Origin of the sequence: Desulfovibrio sp. JC010 (assembly GCF_010470675.1) — a bacterium.
In the GTDB taxonomy this organism is placed as follows: domain Bacteria; phylum Desulfobacterota; class Desulfovibrionia; order Desulfovibrionales; family Desulfovibrionaceae; genus Maridesulfovibrio.
In genome coordinates this window covers 21838-39619 of the sequence record NZ_VOIQ01000020.1, presented here as the reverse complement: position 1 = coordinate 39619, position 17782 = coordinate 21838, and the positions used below count along the sequence as shown (strand labels likewise).

Genomic DNA, 17782 nt, shown 5'->3' with positions numbered 1-17782 from the left:
AAAGTATGAGAGGCCGGTGCCTAGGGTGTTGAAAGTCTGCATGGGTGTTACTTAACCGGGTCCTGAAAAAATTGTCAACAACTTTATTTATTTTTTTACCATCATTAATATAATGAACACCATTTGTTAATTTCTCTTAAGTTACAAACTGTAACACTTGCACTAATTTACCTTTTTGTAATTTAATACCTATCCAAATAAGACAAAAACGTTCAAAAATACATTTTTGTAATCGTTTTTTTGGCTTAACCCAGTCTTTTTATCAGCAAATTCAGACACTTACAAGTTTGGCACACTCCCTGCTATATCGAAAACATCCTTGAAGCAATCAACATCCCTAAGGAGGACTGTATGACTATTAAACGTTCCATGGTAGGCCGCAAAATCCCGGCCCTCGCTACCCTCATGCTCCTGGCAGCACCTTCCGCGGCATTCGCAGCCGAAGAAGCCATGTCCCAGACTCACGGTAACATTCTCTGGACCCTTCTCGCAGCTATTCTTGTTTTTCTGATGCAGGCAGGCTTCGCATGTGTAGAAGCAGGATTCACCCGCGCAAAGAGTGCCGGTAACATCCTGATGAAAAACTTTCTCGATTTTTCCGCAGGTTCAATCATCTTTTTCCTGCTCGGTTTCGGCCTCATGTTCGGCCTTGACGCAGGCGGCTTTATCGGAACCTCCGCCTTCGGACTCTCCGGTACCGGACTTACCGACGGAGACTCCCAGTGGACCCTGACATTCTGGTTCTTCCAGTCTGTATTCGCAGCCACTGCGGCGACCATCGTATCCGGCGGTATTGCTGAACGTACTAAATTCAGCAGCTATATCCTTGTAACCGCCATTGTGACCGGACTCATTTATCCTATCTCCGGCCACTGGGCATGGGGTTCCCTCTGGCTCGGCGACGCCGGTGCTGGCTGGCTCGAAGGTATGGGATTCATGGACTTCGCAGGCTCTACTGTAGTTCACTCCGTAGGTGGCTGGATCGCTCTGGCAGGTGCCATGGTTCTCGGACCCCGTATCGGTAAATACACTGCAGACGGCAAAGCAAAAGCTATCCCCGGCCACAACATCCCCATGGCGGCACTCGGCGTATTCATCCTCTGGTTCGGCTGGTTCGGTTTCAACCCCGGCTCCACCACCACTGCAGACGGTTCCATCGGTCTCATCGCCGTAACCACAAGCCTCTCCGCCTGTGCGGGTACCCTCGGTGCAATGTTCACCTCATGGTTCAGATTCGGCAAGCCTGATATCTCCATGACCTGTAACGGCGCGCTGGCAGGACTGGTCGGTATCACCGCTCCCTGCGCAACCGTAACTCCCGCAGCAGCTATCATCATCGGTATCATCTCAGGTGTGCTGGTAGTACTCTCCATCGAGTTCATTGATAAAGTGCTCAAAATCGACGACCCGGTCGGTGCTGTATCCGTACACGGCGTCTGCGGTGCCTGGGGAACCCTCGCTTGCGGTCTCTTCACCACCCCGGCTCTTAACGATGGCACAGGCGGCCTCTTCTACGGCGGCGGATTCGGAATCCTCACTACCCAGATCATCGGTATCGTAGTCTGCTTCATCTGGGCATTCGGAATGGGTTACCTCGCATTCACCATCACCAAGGCAATCATGGGCATCAGGGTTTCCGCTGAAGAAGAAATGAAGGGCCTCGACATCGCTGAACACGGCATGGAGTCCTACAACGGCTTCCAGATCTTCTCCAACGAATAGTCCAAACCATCACCAAGAGAGGAATAATATAATGAAACTCATCATCACATACATCAGGCCCGAATGCCTTACCCCGGTAAAGCAGGCCCTCTACGCCAAAGGAATCTACACCATGTCGGTAACCAACATCCTCGGCTCCGGCCGGGGGGCGGGATTCACAGAAACCTACCGCGGTGTTGTAATGGAAGTTAACCTGCTCAAAAAAGTCCGCATTGAAATCGGTCTGGATGAAGAAAAAGTCGAAAGCGCACTGGAAGCAATCAAAACCGGTGCCCAGACAGGCAAAGAAGGTGACGGCGTCATCTTTGTACAGGACCTCGGCAGGACCATCAGAATCAGAACCGGCGAAGAATCACTTTAACCACACAAAAAACATTAACCATATAACTCTTTAAGCAAAATCACTCTAACCCCAATTAGTGTACAGCAGGCCGGGGTTATCATCGGCAGAAAATCCCGGCCAACCCCGATTCGGTGACCACCTCCACCGGATCACACCGCCCGGAAGGGACTTCCCACCCTTCCGGGCGTTTTTTTGAAAGAAATGCCTCCGGCGGCTGGGGAAGGGAAACCTTTTAGTTTGCTTCGCAGCTTCGAATACAAAGACGCCGAAGGCAAAACAAAGCGACTGTTACATGAATACGACACCAGACTTCTCCATACACGAACTCATTGAAAACGATGGTTTAACCACTGTCCTGCAGCCGCTTATCTCCATGAACCGTAAGGGCCTGATAGGATTTGAAGCCCTGACCCGGGCCATCCACCCGCGTACCGGAGATAACATTCCCCCGTTCACACTTTTCAATATGTGTGAAGATCTTGAGACCCTGACCCGGCTGGACCGGGCCTGCCGCAAAAAAGCCTTTGAGACCTTTGCGCCCATTTCAAAAACCGACCGTTCCCTGCTTCTCTCCGTCAATATTGATGCGGCCATTATCAATGAAGAGACCTTCAATTACGGACTGACCGGGAAAATGGCCGCCCAGTGCGGTATTCCGGCCAGCAATATCATTCTTGAAATCATTGAATCAAAAGCCGGAAGTGATGCGGCCCTGACTTCTTTTGTGGGCAAATCCCGTGAACACGGATTCCTCATCGCCCTTGACGACGTAGGCACCGGACACTCAAACCTCGACCGTATCCCTTCGCTTGAACCGGACATCATTAAAATTGACCGTTCCCTGATCACTGACATCAATGAAAAATTTTACAATCTGGAAGTAACCCGCTCCCTGATCAGCCTCGCCGAGCGCACAGGTTCACTTCCCCTTGCCGAAGGCATCGAGACCGTAGAGGAAGCCCTGACCCTGATGACACTGGGAGTGGATGTGTTTCAGGGCTTTTATTTCGGTAAACCCATGCCCGCCGCCATTGCGGTCACCCCGGACACAACCCCCATAAAATATCTTGCTTCACGATTCAAAACCCATATTCTGGAAAAGCTTAACCGCCAGAAAATTATGGAAAACAGCTATAAACGGATGGCCGGAAAACTGCGCGAAGCACTTATGGACGGCACTCCCGGAACTGCGGACTCGGCACTTTCCGCCTTTATTACCGAAAACACGGGAATCGAGTGCGCATATATTCTGGACACCAACGGCTCCCAGATTTCCGAGACAATCTGCAACCCATACAAACTTAAGGAAAACAGGCGGCTTATTTACCAGCCTGCCCCGCTGGGTGCGGACCACTCACTCAAAGAATATTACCTGATCATCAAGTCCGGCAACCAGTGGCATACCACTGCCCCGTACATTTCCCTTGCCTCGGGCAACAACTGCGTCACAGTTTCCACGAAATTGTACGACACCCCCAAATCGCCCATTCTCTGCATAGATATCAGCACATAACAACCCTGCCCGTATGGTTGTAGCTATAATGTCTGTTGCAACCTCACGGGTATTGGCATATCTTTCCCGCCTCACGAAATTTAAGGATACGGAAAGATGAACAAGAATACCCACGACGGCCTTATCTACGCCGCAGGCGCTTTCATTCTCTGGGGCTTACTGCCCATCTACTGGAAATCACTGGAAGAGGTTCCGGCACTGGAACTGCTCTGCAACAGGATTGTCTGGTCTCTCGTCTTTGTGGGGATTCTGCTCACCTGCAAAAAACGCTGGGCTGAAGTGAAAACCGCCCTTGCGGATAAAAAAGGCAAGCTCCTGCTCACCTTAAGCAGCTGCCTCATCGGCACAAACTGGTTCATCTACATCTGGGCGGTCAACCATGACCATGTGGTGGACACCAGCATGGGCTATTACATGACCCCGCTCATGAACGCACTGCTCGGCTTCATCTTCATGAAAGACAGGCTGAACAGGATGCAGGGACTTGCCATCATGCTCGCGGCCTGCGGAGTTGCTTATTCTATAATTGATTATGGACACATTCCTTATATAGCATTGACTCTGGCCGTATCTTTCGCCTTTTACGGGCTGGTGCGCAAAGTAATGAAGGTGGAGTCATTGCCGGGACTTTTTATAGAGACTGCCGTGCTGACCCCTATTTCTGCCGCTTACCTGATCTGGCTGGCTTTTTCAGGCGAAATAAGTATATATAAAATAGGCTTAACGGATAACATCCTGCTCCTCGGAGCCGGGGCGGCCACATCCATGCCGCTGATCTTTTTTGCCCACGGCGCACGCAGGCTGCGGCTGGTAACACTGGGGATGATGCAATACATCGCCCCCACGCTGGCACTCATACTCGGCGTATTTGTCTATCATGAGCCTTTCAACTCAGCCAGACTGATAACTTTTGCCTTTATCTGGAGCGGAATTGCTGTCTATGTTGCAGATGGAATAAGCAAAAATTTCAAAACCATGCAAAAAATCAGCAACTGACTGAAATAATTCAAACGCTGAATACACCTAAAGAGAGTGCTGAAAAACAGCCCGGAGCCGAATTTGATTTTCTCAGCCAGAACAACCAACCTTTTCAGCAAATGGATTCCATTCAGATTGATTATCCCGCTGGTCGTAATCCTGACCATTGCCGGATATCTATGTTTAAAACTGGATTCAATGTCCATCCGTGATCAGGAAAGAATTTTCAATGAACAGCAGGCCCTGCAGGCAAAGCTGGTTGCAACTGCACTGAAAGACAAGCTGGACAGCATTGTCAACTCCTCTTCCACTCTCGCTGAATACTCGCTTGTGGACTTCATAAGTGGAAAACGCTCCGCTGAATCCATCAAAAAACTGTTTAAAATCAAACAGAATGCCATGACAGCACTCACCCTGATCAGCTTCCACACCTCACCTGAAAACGAGCCCATCACTTCCGATATAAATTCGCCGAGACTGGTGCAGGCCCATCAGGTGGCTCAGGAATGGACTGAAAAATATTACTCCGCAATTTCAGGCATGCGCTCCGGGTTCATTACCCCGAAACCGCTGGTCAATGAAAAAATGCGTCTTGCCGGACTGCTGGTGCCCGTCTGGAACGAAAACAATTTTGCAGGGCTGTTGACTGTAGTAATTGACCTCGACAGGCTGACCGACAAATACATTGTTCCGCTGCAGGTCGGCAGATTCGGTTCCGGGTACATTGTTGACGGTTCCGGTACAGTTATCTTTGATCAGGAATCTGAAATTCTGGGCAAAAACATTTTCGAACTTCACAAAGGCTATCAGGACCTGATCAGAATAGACTCCCGTATGCTGCACGAACAATACGGAACCGGGGAATACTCCTTTACCGTAAAAAGGAACCAGCGCGTAGAACGCAAGCTGGTGGCCTGGAACACCGCCAGGCTGGGAGAAATGCGCCTTGTGGTCGCCATCTCCGCTCCGGAAACCGATGCCACCAACTCCATGACTTCCATCCAGACGGTGCGCGCGGCCATGCTGATTTTTATCCTGCTGCTCTTTTTCGCCATAGTTTTCTTTTTTTACTACCATAGATCGCAACAGATCCTTCTCCGCCAGAACAAAGAGTTACAGAGCAAAGATAACCTATTCGAAGCCATTGCCGGAAATGCTCCGGGCATCATCTACAAATGCGAAATGAATCAGCCGTATGCAATGCACTACATCAGCACCAAGGTACGCAAGGTTACCGGATATGACCCTGAAGATTTCCTCAGAGGCGGCAAAAGCATGTACTATGATCTGGTACACCCTGAAGACCGTGCCGGCCTGAAAAACGAAATCAACGAAGCCTTGGGCAACAACAAATCCTTTGAATACGAATATCGCATTCTGCGCAGCGACGGCAGTGAACGCAAGGTTTACGAAAAAGGGATCAAACTTCCGGAAGAAGGAAGCATGGTCGGATTTATCCTTGATATTACCGATCATAAAAAGAAAGAAGAAGCCCTGCGGCAGGCCGAAGAGAACTACAGCGCGCTGGTCACTACTGCGCCGCTGGGAATTTTCCAGACCACTCCGCAGGGAGAATTCATCAACGCCAACAGCCAGATGGCCCATTACTACGGCTACAGCTCACCGGAAACATTTCTTAATGAAGCCTCCAACATAGCAAAGGACTGCTATGTCGTGTCCGGCGAAAGAGACAGACTGCTGACCATTCTGAAAAAATTCGGACACACGGAAAACTTTGAAGCCAGACATAAACGCAAGGACGGGAGCACATTCTGGGCCAGTGAATCCATCATGGCCATTAAGGATGAAGACGGAAACATCATACGCATGGACGGCTTCCTCATGGATATTTCCGAGCGCAAGGAACACGAAGAGACCATGCGCCGACTGGCAATGTTTGACAACCTGACCGGGCTGCCCAACCGGGTGCTCTTTGACGACCGCCTGAAACAAGCCCTTTCCCACGCCAATCGCAACCGCATGAAAGTGGCCATCCTATACGCCGACCTCGACAACTTCAAACAGGTTAACGACGAACTGGGGCACATGTCCGGAGACTCCGTACTCAAGGAAGTAGCAGGAAGATTCAGTGACTGTCTGCGTACCAGCGACACTCTTTCACGCATCGGCGGAGATGAATTCATTTTCATCCTGCAGGATGTGGGAACCCGCAATGAAATCGAAGTAGTTGCACAGCGCATAATTGATTCCATGCGCGCGCCGTTTTACGTGGGAGAAAAAGTCTACCGCATCGGGGTCAGCATCGGAATAAGCATCTTCCCGGATAATGGAGAAGAAAAAGAAAAGCTTATCCGCCTTGCAGACGAAGCCATGTACAAAGCCAAAAGCCGGGGCAAAAACGGATATTCATTTTAAAAAACAACAACTCTTTGGAGAAAGAAATGAAATTTCGCAATGAACACGATTGCATAGGCCGGAAAAAAGTCCCCGAAGACGCTCTCTACGGGGCCCAGACCATGCGGGCTTCCGAGAATTTCCGCATCACCGGGATTCCTATTTCCCACTACCCGCACATCATTTATTCACTGGCACAGATCAAAAAAGCAGCAGCTCTGACCAACAACGAACTTGGCAAACTTGATGACGATAAAACCAAAGCAATCGTCTTTGCCTGTGAAGAGTTACTGGCCGACAAGCACCACGACCAATTTATTGTCGATATTATTCAGGGCGGAGCCGGAACATCCACCAACATGAATGCCAATGAAGTCATCGCCAACATCGGCCTTGAACATCTCGGCTTCAAACACGGTGAATATGACAACCTGCACCCCAACATCCACGTCAACATGGCCCAGTCCACCAACGACGTGTACCCCACCTGTTTGCGGCTGACCCTGATATCCCAACTGAACCTGCTCGTTGAATCCATGGAATACCTGCAGGAAAGCTTCGCCGCCAAGGGTAAGGAATTTTCCCATATCCTGAAAATGGGCCGCACCCAGCTTCAGGACGCCGTACCCATGACGCTGGGGCAGGAATTCACTTCCTACTCCGTAATGGTCGGTGAAGATATTGAACGGGTCCGCGAAGCAAAGGCCCTTATCTGCGAGATCAACATGGGCGGAACCGCCATCGGTACCGGGCTTAATGCACCGCCCCGATATGCCCAGATGGTCACCGAGAAGCTGAAAGAAATCAGCGGATTCGACCTTGAACTGGCCCCTGACCTTGTGGAAGCCACTCAGGACACCGGAGCCTATGTGCAGCTTTCCGGGGTTCTCAAACGCGTGGCCGTTAAAACTTCTAAAATATGCAATGACCTGCGGCTGCTTTCATCCGGACCCCGTTGCGGATTCAATGAAATCAACCTCCCGCCCATGGCTCCGGGATCATCCATCATGCCCGGCAAGGTCAACCCGATCATCCCGGAAGTGGTCAACCAGATAGCTTTCACCGTTATCGGCAGCGACGTTACCGTCAGCATGGCCGCCGAAGCCGGGCAGCTGGAACTGAACGTAATGGAACCGGTAATCGCCGCAAGTTTAATCAACTCCCTGACCATCATGCGCCGCGGTTTCCGCACCCTTGCCGACCGCTGTATTTCCGGCATCACTGCCAACGAAGATATCTGCCGCGGTTATGTGGAAAACAGCATCGGGCTGGTCACCGCCCTCAACCCGTACATCGGTTACGAAAAATCCACCGAAGTAGCCAATGAGGCCCTCAAGTCCGGACGCTCGGTATATGATATCGTCATCGAAAAAGAGTATATGTCCAAAGAAGAGCTTGATAAGGCCCTTTCACCCGAAGCCATGGTCCACACCCATCCGCTGAATCTTATTGAGACCAAGTAGAGAACAATTCAAGCCCGCGCAGCATTGCTGTGCGGGCTTTTTTACAACTGATTTGCAACAGGAGAAATGAATGACGCAGGAAAAATCAGCTTCCGCCCTGTCCATGATGTTTGTTGTCGTCGGGAATATGCTTGGCGCGGGCATCCTCGCCCTGCCGGTCAATCTCTGTGCGGCAGGATTTTATCCATCCATCGCCGCCACCCTGCTCATGTGGGTGCTCATGACCTACACCGCCCTGATTTACTCCGAGCAGAAAAGCCTGACCACCAGTGAAAACGCCGACCTGCCCACATTTTTCCAGCAGGAACTGGGCAATGGCGGGAAGTGGGTAACCATCGTCGCCAACCTGATTATCCTTTACGGGGTACTGGTGGCCTATCTGTGCGGTATCACGGCTATCATCATGAGCCTGCAGTCCACCCTGCCCAAATCCGTGGTCATGATTCTCTACTTCGCGCTGGTCACGGGAATGACCGCCTTCGGCATGAAAATGATGAAAAAATGTACCCCGTACATGGTCACCGTCATGTGGATAACCTTCGGCGCGCTGGTCTTCATGGTAGTACCAGATGTATCCGCGCCCAATCTGGAAGCATTTGACTGGACCTACATTCCGGCGGGGCTTCCGGTGCTGCTCATGGCTTTTCACTTCCATAACATTATTCCCAGCATCTGCCGCACACTGGGCCATGACCGCAAAAAAATCCGCACTGCCATCATCGGCGGCACAACCATCGGCATGATCATGAATATCACATGGCTGCTGGTGGTGCTCGGCTCACTGCCCCTTTCCAACCCGGAAACCCAGATCGACCTGATCACCGCCTTCGGCAACAACGATCCGGCCACCATCCCGCTGGAAAAGCTGCTCCAGACTCCTGTATTCACTTATGTGGCCCTGATCTTCGCCGTGGTGGCCATGTCCACCGCTTTTATGGCTAACGGAACAGCCATGCTCAGCTTCATGCGCGACCTGACCTCAAGCAACTTCGGCATTGATAACAAGATTGTTGTCTGGTGTTTGTCATTCGTTCCGCCGTTGCTGGTCGGTCTGCTCTACCCGGACATCTTTCTGATTGCCATCAACCTTGTGGGCGGGGTCGGCGAATGCATCATTTTCGGTATTCTGCCCGGCTTCATCGTCTGGAAATATTCGCCGCAGGGTTCTATCCGTAAATACTCCGGCATGCTGCTCATCATCTGCTTCGCCTCAGTCCTGCTTATCGAGCTGGGGCAGGAATTCGGCCTGCTGCATCTCAGCCCGGATGTTGAATACTGGACCCACCATACGAGGTAAGTATTAAAAAGGGGAGATGAATAAACCATCTCCCCTTTTCAATTTCTAAAACTCAGTCTTATTCTTAACCTTCCATTCCCCGTACTCTTTCTTCAGGTGAAACAGGGCATTTTCCGTTACCTGATGCGACTTCATGTCGTAGATGACGGTGTATTCCCCTTTGACCCAGAGTTCCACCTGCGTGGGGGTCTGGGTGCGGATGCTGAAGCGCAGACCGGAAGTGGACACAACCGCACTCTGATATTTATCGAGCACCTTGCGTTTTTCAAGCATGGCCCGGAAATTTTCGAAGGTTGAGCTTTCCAGCAAAAAATTATCCTGCGTGTACATACGCGGATACTCTTCATTGATGGTCACAAAATAGGTGTAGAATTTATCGAAAAAGACCTTCATTTCATCAAGCACAACCTGCTTCTTTTCAAGCTTGCTCATTTTATCATAAAGGACCTTTTTCTCCTCGGCACTCATTTTACGGGGCTTAACCACCACAGCTTCCCCAGCCACGGCTGTATCAAGTTTCCCATTTTTGGGGACGGCAGCAGCTTTAATCTCTTCCGGGGTAATGCGGTGGTATTTAATTACAACCTCGGCAAATCCGGCATGCTCCACACTTTTTTGTTTATAAACAGAACGGACATTGAACCCCAGACTGGTGGTGGGGAACTTGCGGATCCTGGGACTCTGCTTCTGCGCTGAATCCATAAGGGTAAATTCCTGCCGCTGGCCTCCGGAAAAGGCAACCGATACATCCTTGATACGGCCGACCTCATCGATATCAGGGCCGCCATCGACCCCGTTTACGATCTGAACGGAATCCACAATTACCTGCGCCGGAAAAAAGAACTGGACCCATTCCCCGGAACCGCTGCCCTCACTGTTTTCAATCCACCCGGTGCTGGAGTTGCTGTCGGTAAGATACCTGCTGTCAAAGACGGTTTCATTTTCCATGGGCACAAAAGAAGAGGCGCGGACGTGAAAAGGCTGGGCAACGGCTATGGAAGGAAGCGCCATAAAACAGATCAGAAAAATAAATTTGCGCAACATATGAAAATCTCCGGGAATGATAGTCTGGTAAAAATTTTAACTTATGCGAACGGGGAAGTTATAACGAAATGAGGATAGGCTGAAAACAGAAAAAAGCCCGTCTTTCAACAGAAAAACGGGCTTACGAGCAAATTCATGCTCTAAAAAAGACAGTCAAACTATATATTGACTACCAGCGGGGGCGCGGTGCACGGGGCTTCGCTTCGTTAACCTTGAGGTTACGACCGCCGAAGTCTTTACCATCCAGATTGTCGATAGCTTCCATTGCGCCAGCGTCTTCCATTTCAACAAAGCCGAAGCCGCGAGGACGACCGGTTTCTCTGTCTTCGATGAGTTTAACAGATACAACTTCACCGAAAGCTTCGAAAGCAGCGCGTACTTCGTCTTCAGTTGCAGACCAGGGCAGGTTACCGACATAGATGTTCTTGGACATTAAAAATTCTCCTAAAAGGTGTAAAAAACTTTCACGCAAATGCGTCAGGCATAAAAAAAAGGGCAGCGTACAAAGATGCGCACACTGCTCCTTGATATACCTTTTTAAACTAAAACCAACTTCCTTCGCGGAGGCCGTTGGCAACTAAAGACACTGTTTGACTACTTCCATGCAAATGTCAAGGGAAATATTTCAAAAATAAATTATTTTCACATAAAAGTTACATGAAGCAGAGAAAGAACAGTTCGCTTATACTTTGGAAAAACGTGATGAACTGCGCCTTCTTCTTGAAGGACGACCTGTTTTACGCTTTACGCTGTCCTCGCCGCTTCCTTTAGAATTACCGGGCTTGCGTTTCCGAGCCGGACGGGAATCACGCCTTTCATCAGAATGCTTTGCCGGGCCGCTGCTTTGTTTGCGACCTCCGCCGGACTTACGTCTGTTATCGGACCTGCGATTTTCGTCTCTACCGCGATTTTCAGCAGTGTCGCGGCCTTCGGAAGATTTACGGCCTCTACCCGGCTTACGTCTGCTATCCGATCTACGCTCTTCATCCCTGCCGCGATTTTCATCAGCATTACGCCCCTGAGAAGGCTTACGTCCTCTTCCCGGCTTACGCTCTCCGGAAGGCTTTCGTCCTCCCCCCTTTCGCGGAGCCGGGGCCGGATGGGTATTAGGCTTGTCGTAATCAAAATCTTCCACAGTACGATGCTCAATGGAATAGCCCACAGCTTTTTCAATCTCACGCATGAGCCGCAGGTCATCGCGGGTCACAAAGGTGAATGCACTGCCGCTGCGCCCGGCGCGGCCGGTGCGGCCGATACGGTGGGTGTAGGTTTCGGCTGTGTCGGGAATATCCAGATTTAGCACATGGGTGATGCGGTCGCAGTCAATGCCGCGTGCGGCAATGTCAGTGGCGACCATCACTTTAAATGTTCCGTCACGGAATCCGTCGAGGGATTTCTGACGCTGGTTCTGGCTCATATTACCCTGTAAAAAAGTAGCCTTGTGTCCGCGTGCGGCAAGACGGCGGGCAAGGTTCTTGGCCTTGTGCTTGGTGCGGGTGAAGACCAGCATGCTGTCGTAATCAGTCTCTGCAAGGACCTTGAAAAGCAGGTTGTTTTTCAGATGCTGGCTGACCGGGTAGAAAGCATGCTCCACGGTCTTGGCCGGGGCGGTGTTGGCCACCTGCACAGTTACCGGGCGGTATAGAATTTTATCCGCAAGGTCACGAATATCATTGGGCATGGTCGCAGAAAAAAGCAGGTTCTGACGACGCTTGGGCAGCTTGGCCATAATCCGGCGGATATCAGGCAGAAAGCCCATATCCAGCATACGGTCAGCCTCGTCCAAAACAAGAGTATCCACCTTGTCCAGCTTGATCACACCCTGATTCATCAGGTCCAGCAAGCGTCCGGGACAGGCAACCACGATGGAAGAACGCCGTGCAGCCTGAATCTGGGGCATGGCCCCCACTCCGCCGAAAACAGCGGCACTGCGGATTCCGGCCTCAATACCAAGCTCCATGATATTATCATGAATCTGCAGGGCAAGTTCACGGGTCGGGGCCAGCACCAACACGCGAATCGGTCCCTGACCGGAGAATTTTTTCTCCAGCAAGCGCTGCATGATAGGCAGGGCAAAGGCTGCGGTTTTACCGGTTCCGGTCTGGGCAAGGCCCATAACATCATGGCCGTTGAGCACTTCAGGAATGGCCTTGGTCTGAATGGGGGTCGGCGTTTCATAGCCGCAAGCATCGATTCCGGCCATTATACGCCGGTCAAAAGAAAATTGTTTAAAACTCACAAATATATCCAGTGGTGAAAGGACTTAATCCGACGGTCACGCGTGACGGTAACCGTGCTGCGGAAATAATTTCCGAATATTTAATAATCTCTGGGACGTAGAGGATAAAGGGCTTCTATATACGAAGCGGATTTTCCAGAAAAAGAATATTATCTTTGCATGCGTCCAGTCACGCCGAGGTGGGAGTTAGTGACTTATTATGCGGCAAATGTAAAGAAAAATGTTCAGGCTAGGGATAGCCCAACTCCTTCAACACTTCGCCGTATCTATTATGAATCTCCTGCAGCTGCTCCTCCGACAACTTTTCTTTATAATCCCCAACAACACCTTTCCTGTCGTGACTCCCAACATCTTCTTTACCGGCATTGCGTCCGGTTGCAACTTTGAAAGACCTTTTCTCCACAACCTCAATCAGCTGGGTCATATTGACAGGGATCTCCAGATGTTTACAAATTTTTGTCAGATAATAGGGTGTATCCTCTTTAAGCTCTTCATATTTAACCGCAAGATAATTCGGATGAGACAGCTGCGCCCATTGTTTTACGTCATATAGATAACGATCATTTTTAGTGTCGATTTCAAATTGGAAAATCTCGTCAAAACTCATATCCGCAAAACTTTTCCTGAACTCACCTTTCTGCTTAGATTCCACATGCTTACGCATGTAAATAGACGACACAATAACATCCCTCAGATCCCTATAAAGCATAACTATCTTGAAATCGTTCTTTTCACTTTGCGTCAGGAGATGTGTATGCCAGGCAAACTCATGCAAATGCTCCAGCATGATAAATTCATTTCCCTGTTCATCGATAAACGCCTGCGGGGAAAAATCAATCTCACCTGGTACAAATTTATATTCCATACCAGTTATATCGCTAAGCATTCTTGACAACCAGTGGGTTCCCGAGCGCCATAAAGTATAAACAAGAATTCGCATTAATCCTCCTTTATCTGCAAAGCATAAAACTCTATTCAAAATACAAATATAACTTTGCTTTAAAACACTTCAACATAATTAATCAACTTAAATTATTGACTGCAAATAAAAATTCCGCAGTACCGATGCACTGCGGAATTCAAATTTTCACATATTGAATGCCCTAAAACTAATTTACGGATTCAACCTGCCCGTTCACATAATCAGCAAGGATTCTTCCCAGCCCCTCATAACCTGCCCGGTTGAAGTGAGTCACGTCCCGAGGGCCATGCAGCATCTGTGTTTTGGCCAGCTTTCTCAACTCCGGGGTGGTGTTGATGAAATCGAGATTTTCATCTTTAGTGATCTTCTCGATGTTACGCTCAACTTCCGCACCGATCCTGCGCATGTCGCTGACCTTGTAGATCTCACGTTCTCTGCCGGATTCTATATAATCGGATTCATAATCATAACATTCGGGAACCGAAGGAATGAAGACAACTGTGAACTTTGTATCCGGGTAATTCTTTTTCAGAAACTGCAGAGACTGCTGAAAAACGTACAGGCTCAAACGAATTTCCTCTTCGGTCAATCCCAAGGTGTAGCATTGCAAATCGGTTGCCACATGGTGCACCTTTTCTCCCAAACGGATATTGTTCAGGGAACTGTTAGTGGCAGCTATGTAGAAATCCTCTTCCTTTGTTTTGCCTGCAACTCCTTCAAAAGTATCAGCAACATAGTCGATTACCTTGTTGCACTGAGCGAAAAAGGCGCGGGTTACGAAAACAAGGGTGGGTGAATATTTCAGAGGATTATACTCATTCAACTCTTCAGCAACATCATGCATGAAGGACTGAAAATACTCTGAACGCTCAAGTTGCTGCTTGTCATATTCGGGATAGAAGTTTTTCCGTAGGCGGCGCCTATTGTCCCAGAGATCATTCCCGGCATAAAAGAAAACAAATGCTTCCTTGGGCGGCGCAATTTCAAAACCCGAGTAATGACTTGCGTAGTCGATAATACCAGGCAGCATAAGTGCTGAGAGCACATTGCCTGCACCGGGACGACCGAAGCTGAGCACATCACGCCCAGTTTTATCATGAATGATATGCGCAGAATGAAAAGGATCATTCGTACTTTTATCCAGAGACTTAAACCAGTCCCCTTCGCCGTAAGCATATGAATCGCCGATAATTCCGATGTAGTCATCTTTGGGCACTACACCTTCTTTGGACGACTGGCCGAATATCCGGAATGAACGCTCGAGGTATTCGTGCTTGTTCAGCGGAAGATCCGTTATCACGGTCTTGAAAATGAATTTATCAAAGATAAATACAGTAAACGCGATGCTGCTGATGACCAGCAGTGAGTTAATGATGAAACTCTTAAATTTTGACATTTTCACACTAATCAAGTTCGAACAGATTTTCCCAATCCACTTCTTCGTTCCATTCCGGCTGAGCGGTTTTTTCGAAGATGAAATCACCCACTACCAAATAATCCATGTCTGTACGCATGAAACAGGCGTAAGCATCGTTAGGAGTACAAACGATTGGCTCACCACGGACGTTGAAGCTGGTGTTAACGATAACCGCGCACCCGGTCTGCTCGCGAAAGGAGTTGATCAGCTCCCAATAACGGGGGTTGACGTCCTTATTCACAGACTGAATCCTTGCGGAATTATCAACATGGGTGATGGCCGGAATCTCGGAACGGTTCACGTACAGACGGTCATACATCTCCATCTGTTCGTAGCCTGCAGGCAGCGGATGGCATTTATCTTCCGCAACCGGGGCTACCAGCAGCATGTACGGGGACGGACTGTCGATCTCAAAGAAATTGGAAATTTCTTCTTCCATGACCGAAGGAGCAAAGGGACGGAACCCTTCCCGGAACTTGATCTTCAGGTTCAGCTTCTTCTGCATCTCAGGATTTCTGGGATCACCGATAATGGAACGGTTGCCCAGAGCACGGGGCCCGAACTCCATGCGGCCCTGAAACCAGCCAATAACCTTTCCATCATTGAGAAGTCCGCCCACTTCGGAGCAAAGCTCTTTGAAGTCATCAACCTTGCGATACGGGGCCTGATATTTACGAACCACGCGCATGGTATCAATTTCGGAGAACTGCGGTCCCAGATAGGCACCCTGCATGCTGTCCACAGATACGACAGTACGCTCGTTGGCCTGTCCGATATGCCAGGCGGCAAGTGCGGCTCCGAGCGCGCCCCCGGCATCACCGGCAGCGGGTTGGATCCAGATACTATCAAAAACTTTTTCTTTGAGCAGCTTACCGTTGGCAACGCAGTTCAACGCCACACCGCCGGCCATGACCAGATTATTACACCCGCTCAGTTCGCGGGTGGTAGCGGCCAGCTTAAAAACTATTTCCTCGGTAATGCACTGCACAGTCCACGCGAAATCCATATATTCCTGATCGATATCAGTCTCGGGAGTACGCGGGGGCAGATCAAGAAGCTTCTCCCACTTGCGTGCGTTGAACATGGTCAGCCCGGAAGCGAAATCAAAGTATTCCATATTAAGCAGCATGGAACCATCGGGACGGACATCAATAAGGGTCTCATAGATAGCTTCCTTCCACTTCTTGACCGCAGGATTGGAAGGATTGCCGTAAGGAGCCAGTCCCATGAGCTTGTATTCACCGGAATTGACCTTGAATCCGCAGAAAGCGGTCACCGCGGAGTAGAACAGTCCCAAAGAATGGGGAAAATGCAGTTCGCGCAGGATTTCAATATCCTTGCCGCTTCCTTTGGAAATTGTCGTGGTCGCCCATTCGCCGACACCGTCCACGGTAAGGATGGCCGCTTCTTCAAAAGGGGAAGGATAAAAAGCACTGGCGGCATGGGAAAGGTGGTGTTCCGGAAAAAGCAGCTTGTAACCGGATTTCCCGAACCGTGCCAGCTCCTTTTTGAGCATATGGCGCATGAAGAGCTTTTCTTTAATCCACACCGGCATGGCGGTGATGAAACTTTTCAGCCCGGCAGGGGCAACCCCGTTATAGGTTTCCAGCAGCCGCTCAAACTTGAGGAACGGCTTGTCATAGAAGGCCACAGCCTCCACGTCCGCCAGAGTGAGTCCGGCCTCTTTAAGCACGTATTCGATGGCCTTGCGAGGAAACGATTCATCGTGCTTCTTGCGAGTGAAGCGCTCTTCCTGTGCGGCGGCAACAACCTTGCCGTCAACCAGAATCACAGCAGCTGAATCGTGATAAAAGGCCGATATTCCGAGAATTGCTTTTTTCATAATCAATTAGAATATAGTGTAAATAAAAGGAGCAATGGCTGAACCGCTGGTGAATACAATCAGAAAACCGAACAGCAGCAGGACAATAACAATAGGCAGCAGCCAAAATTTTTTACGCTCTTTGAAAAAACCGAGCATATCGGAAAGAAAATTCATCTCAAAATCTCCTTAGAAGGGATATTCAATATCTTTTGGTTGGAACTTGTAATCTCTTTGTACAAAAACGGACTCTGCATCTTTCTTCCATTTACGGGCGGCCATGGGATCGTGCCCGAAAACCTTGAGAACCAGAGCCAGCGGAGTGAGCATTACGTAGTAAAGCAGAGTGAGGATCACTTTGGACATAACCGCACCCAGCAGAGCGGAAAAACCCAGCCAGAGCTTTGCAGGCAAAGTATATACTTTCGGCACAATCATATTGACCAGCAGCAGCCCTACGGCTGCGAAGAGGTACTCGTCCTGCCTAAGCACAAGATAGGTAATCAGCGCAATCAGCACGAATGCCATTCCTGTATCGGAACACTCTTTTTTAGAAATCTTTTTATTCAATGACATTTTTTAACCTGATTTTTTTACCACAAAAGGGGAAATAACAACTTGTGACTTCTCGTATGATAATTCCCTTTGAAAGGCAATTGTTTTCCCA

15 protein-coding genes are annotated in these 17782 nt (G+C 49.5%); 7 read left to right on the top strand and 8 right to left on the bottom strand.

Features of this window, described 5'->3' with window-relative positions:
• Positions 1-351: 351 nt before the first annotated feature.
• The 7 genes from FMR86_RS18635 (at position 352) to FMR86_RS18605 (ending at position 9671) form a co-directional block, all read left to right on the top strand.
• The gene (locus tag FMR86_RS18635) at positions 352-1722 is read left to right on the top strand and encodes an ammonium transporter (protein WP_163352909.1); all 1371 of its coding nucleotides are present in this window, start codon (positions 352-354) and stop codon (positions 1720-1722) included.
• Positions 1723-1753: 31 nt separating this feature from the next.
• Positions 1754-2083: a P-II family nitrogen regulator gene (locus FMR86_RS18630; protein ID WP_163352908.1), complete on the top strand. Its 330-nt coding sequence runs from the start codon at positions 1754-1756 to the stop codon at positions 2081-2083.
• A 274-nt stretch (positions 2084-2357) separates the two neighbouring features.
• On the top strand, positions 2358-3578 hold the full coding sequence (locus tag FMR86_RS18625; RefSeq protein ID WP_163352907.1) for an EAL domain-containing protein: 1221 nt from the start codon (positions 2358-2360) through the stop codon (positions 3576-3578).
• A 96-nt stretch (positions 3579-3674) separates the two neighbouring features.
• Positions 3675-4574, top strand: a complete 900-nt coding sequence (rarD, locus tag FMR86_RS18620; RefSeq protein ID WP_163352906.1) for an EamA family transporter RarD — start codon at positions 3675-3677, stop codon at positions 4572-4574.
• 63 nt (positions 4575-4637) lie between these two features.
• Complete coding sequence (locus FMR86_RS18615; protein ID WP_163352905.1) at positions 4638-6932, top strand: diguanylate cyclase domain-containing protein; 2295 nt, start codon at positions 4638-4640, stop codon at positions 6930-6932.
• Positions 6933-6958: 26 nt separating this feature from the next.
• A complete protein-coding gene (gene aspA / locus FMR86_RS18610; protein WP_163352904.1) occupies positions 6959-8374 on the top strand; it encodes an aspartate ammonia-lyase in 1416 nt (471 codons plus the stop codon).
• 70 nt (positions 8375-8444) lie between these two features.
• Positions 8445-9671, top strand: coding sequence for an aromatic amino acid transport family protein (locus FMR86_RS18605; RefSeq protein WP_163352903.1), 1227 nt, complete (start codon positions 8445-8447; stop codon positions 9669-9671).
• A gap of 45 nt (positions 9672-9716) precedes the next feature.
• Here FMR86_RS18605 and FMR86_RS18600 read toward each other — a convergent pair whose 3' ends face one another.
• The 8 genes from FMR86_RS18600 to FMR86_RS18570 form a co-directional block, all read right to left on the bottom strand.
• A complete protein-coding gene (locus tag FMR86_RS18600) occupies positions 9717-10715 on the bottom strand; it encodes a discoidin domain-containing protein (RefSeq protein ID WP_163352902.1) in 999 nt (332 codons plus the stop codon).
• A gap of 169 nt (positions 10716-10884) precedes the next feature.
• Complete coding sequence (locus FMR86_RS18595) at positions 10885-11148, bottom strand: RNA-binding protein (RefSeq protein ID WP_015852943.1); 264 nt, start codon at positions 11146-11148, stop codon at positions 10885-10887.
• 249 nt (positions 11149-11397) lie between these two features.
• Positions 11398-12954 carry a DEAD/DEAH box helicase gene (locus FMR86_RS18590; protein ID WP_163352901.1) on the bottom strand — a complete coding sequence of 519 codons (1557 nt, stop codon included), beginning with the start codon at positions 12952-12954 and terminating at the stop codon, positions 11398-11400.
• Positions 12955-13183: 229 nt separating this feature from the next.
• Positions 13184-13894 (bottom strand): sulfotransferase domain-containing protein, encoded by a 711-nt coding sequence (locus tag FMR86_RS18585; RefSeq protein WP_163352900.1) that lies wholly within the window; start codon positions 13892-13894, stop codon positions 13184-13186.
• Positions 13895-14063: 169 nt separating this feature from the next.
• Entirely contained in the window at positions 14064-15272 is a 1209-nt protein-coding gene (locus tag FMR86_RS18580; protein ID WP_163352899.1) for a hypothetical protein, read from the bottom strand.
• Between the two features lie 7 nt (positions 15273-15279).
• Positions 15280-17136 (bottom strand): carbamoyltransferase, encoded by a 1857-nt coding sequence (locus FMR86_RS18575; protein WP_163352898.1) that lies wholly within the window; start codon positions 17134-17136, stop codon positions 15280-15282.
• A 6-nt stretch (positions 17137-17142) separates the two neighbouring features.
• Positions 17143-17292 (bottom strand): DUF5989 family protein, encoded by a 150-nt coding sequence (locus FMR86_RS20465; RefSeq protein ID WP_203545008.1) that lies wholly within the window; start codon positions 17290-17292, stop codon positions 17143-17145.
• A 12-nt stretch (positions 17293-17304) separates the two neighbouring features.
• On the bottom strand, positions 17305-17691 hold the full coding sequence (locus FMR86_RS18570; RefSeq protein WP_163352897.1) for an SxtJ family membrane protein: 387 nt from the start codon (positions 17689-17691) through the stop codon (positions 17305-17307).
• Between the last annotated feature and the right edge of the window lie 91 nt (positions 17692-17782).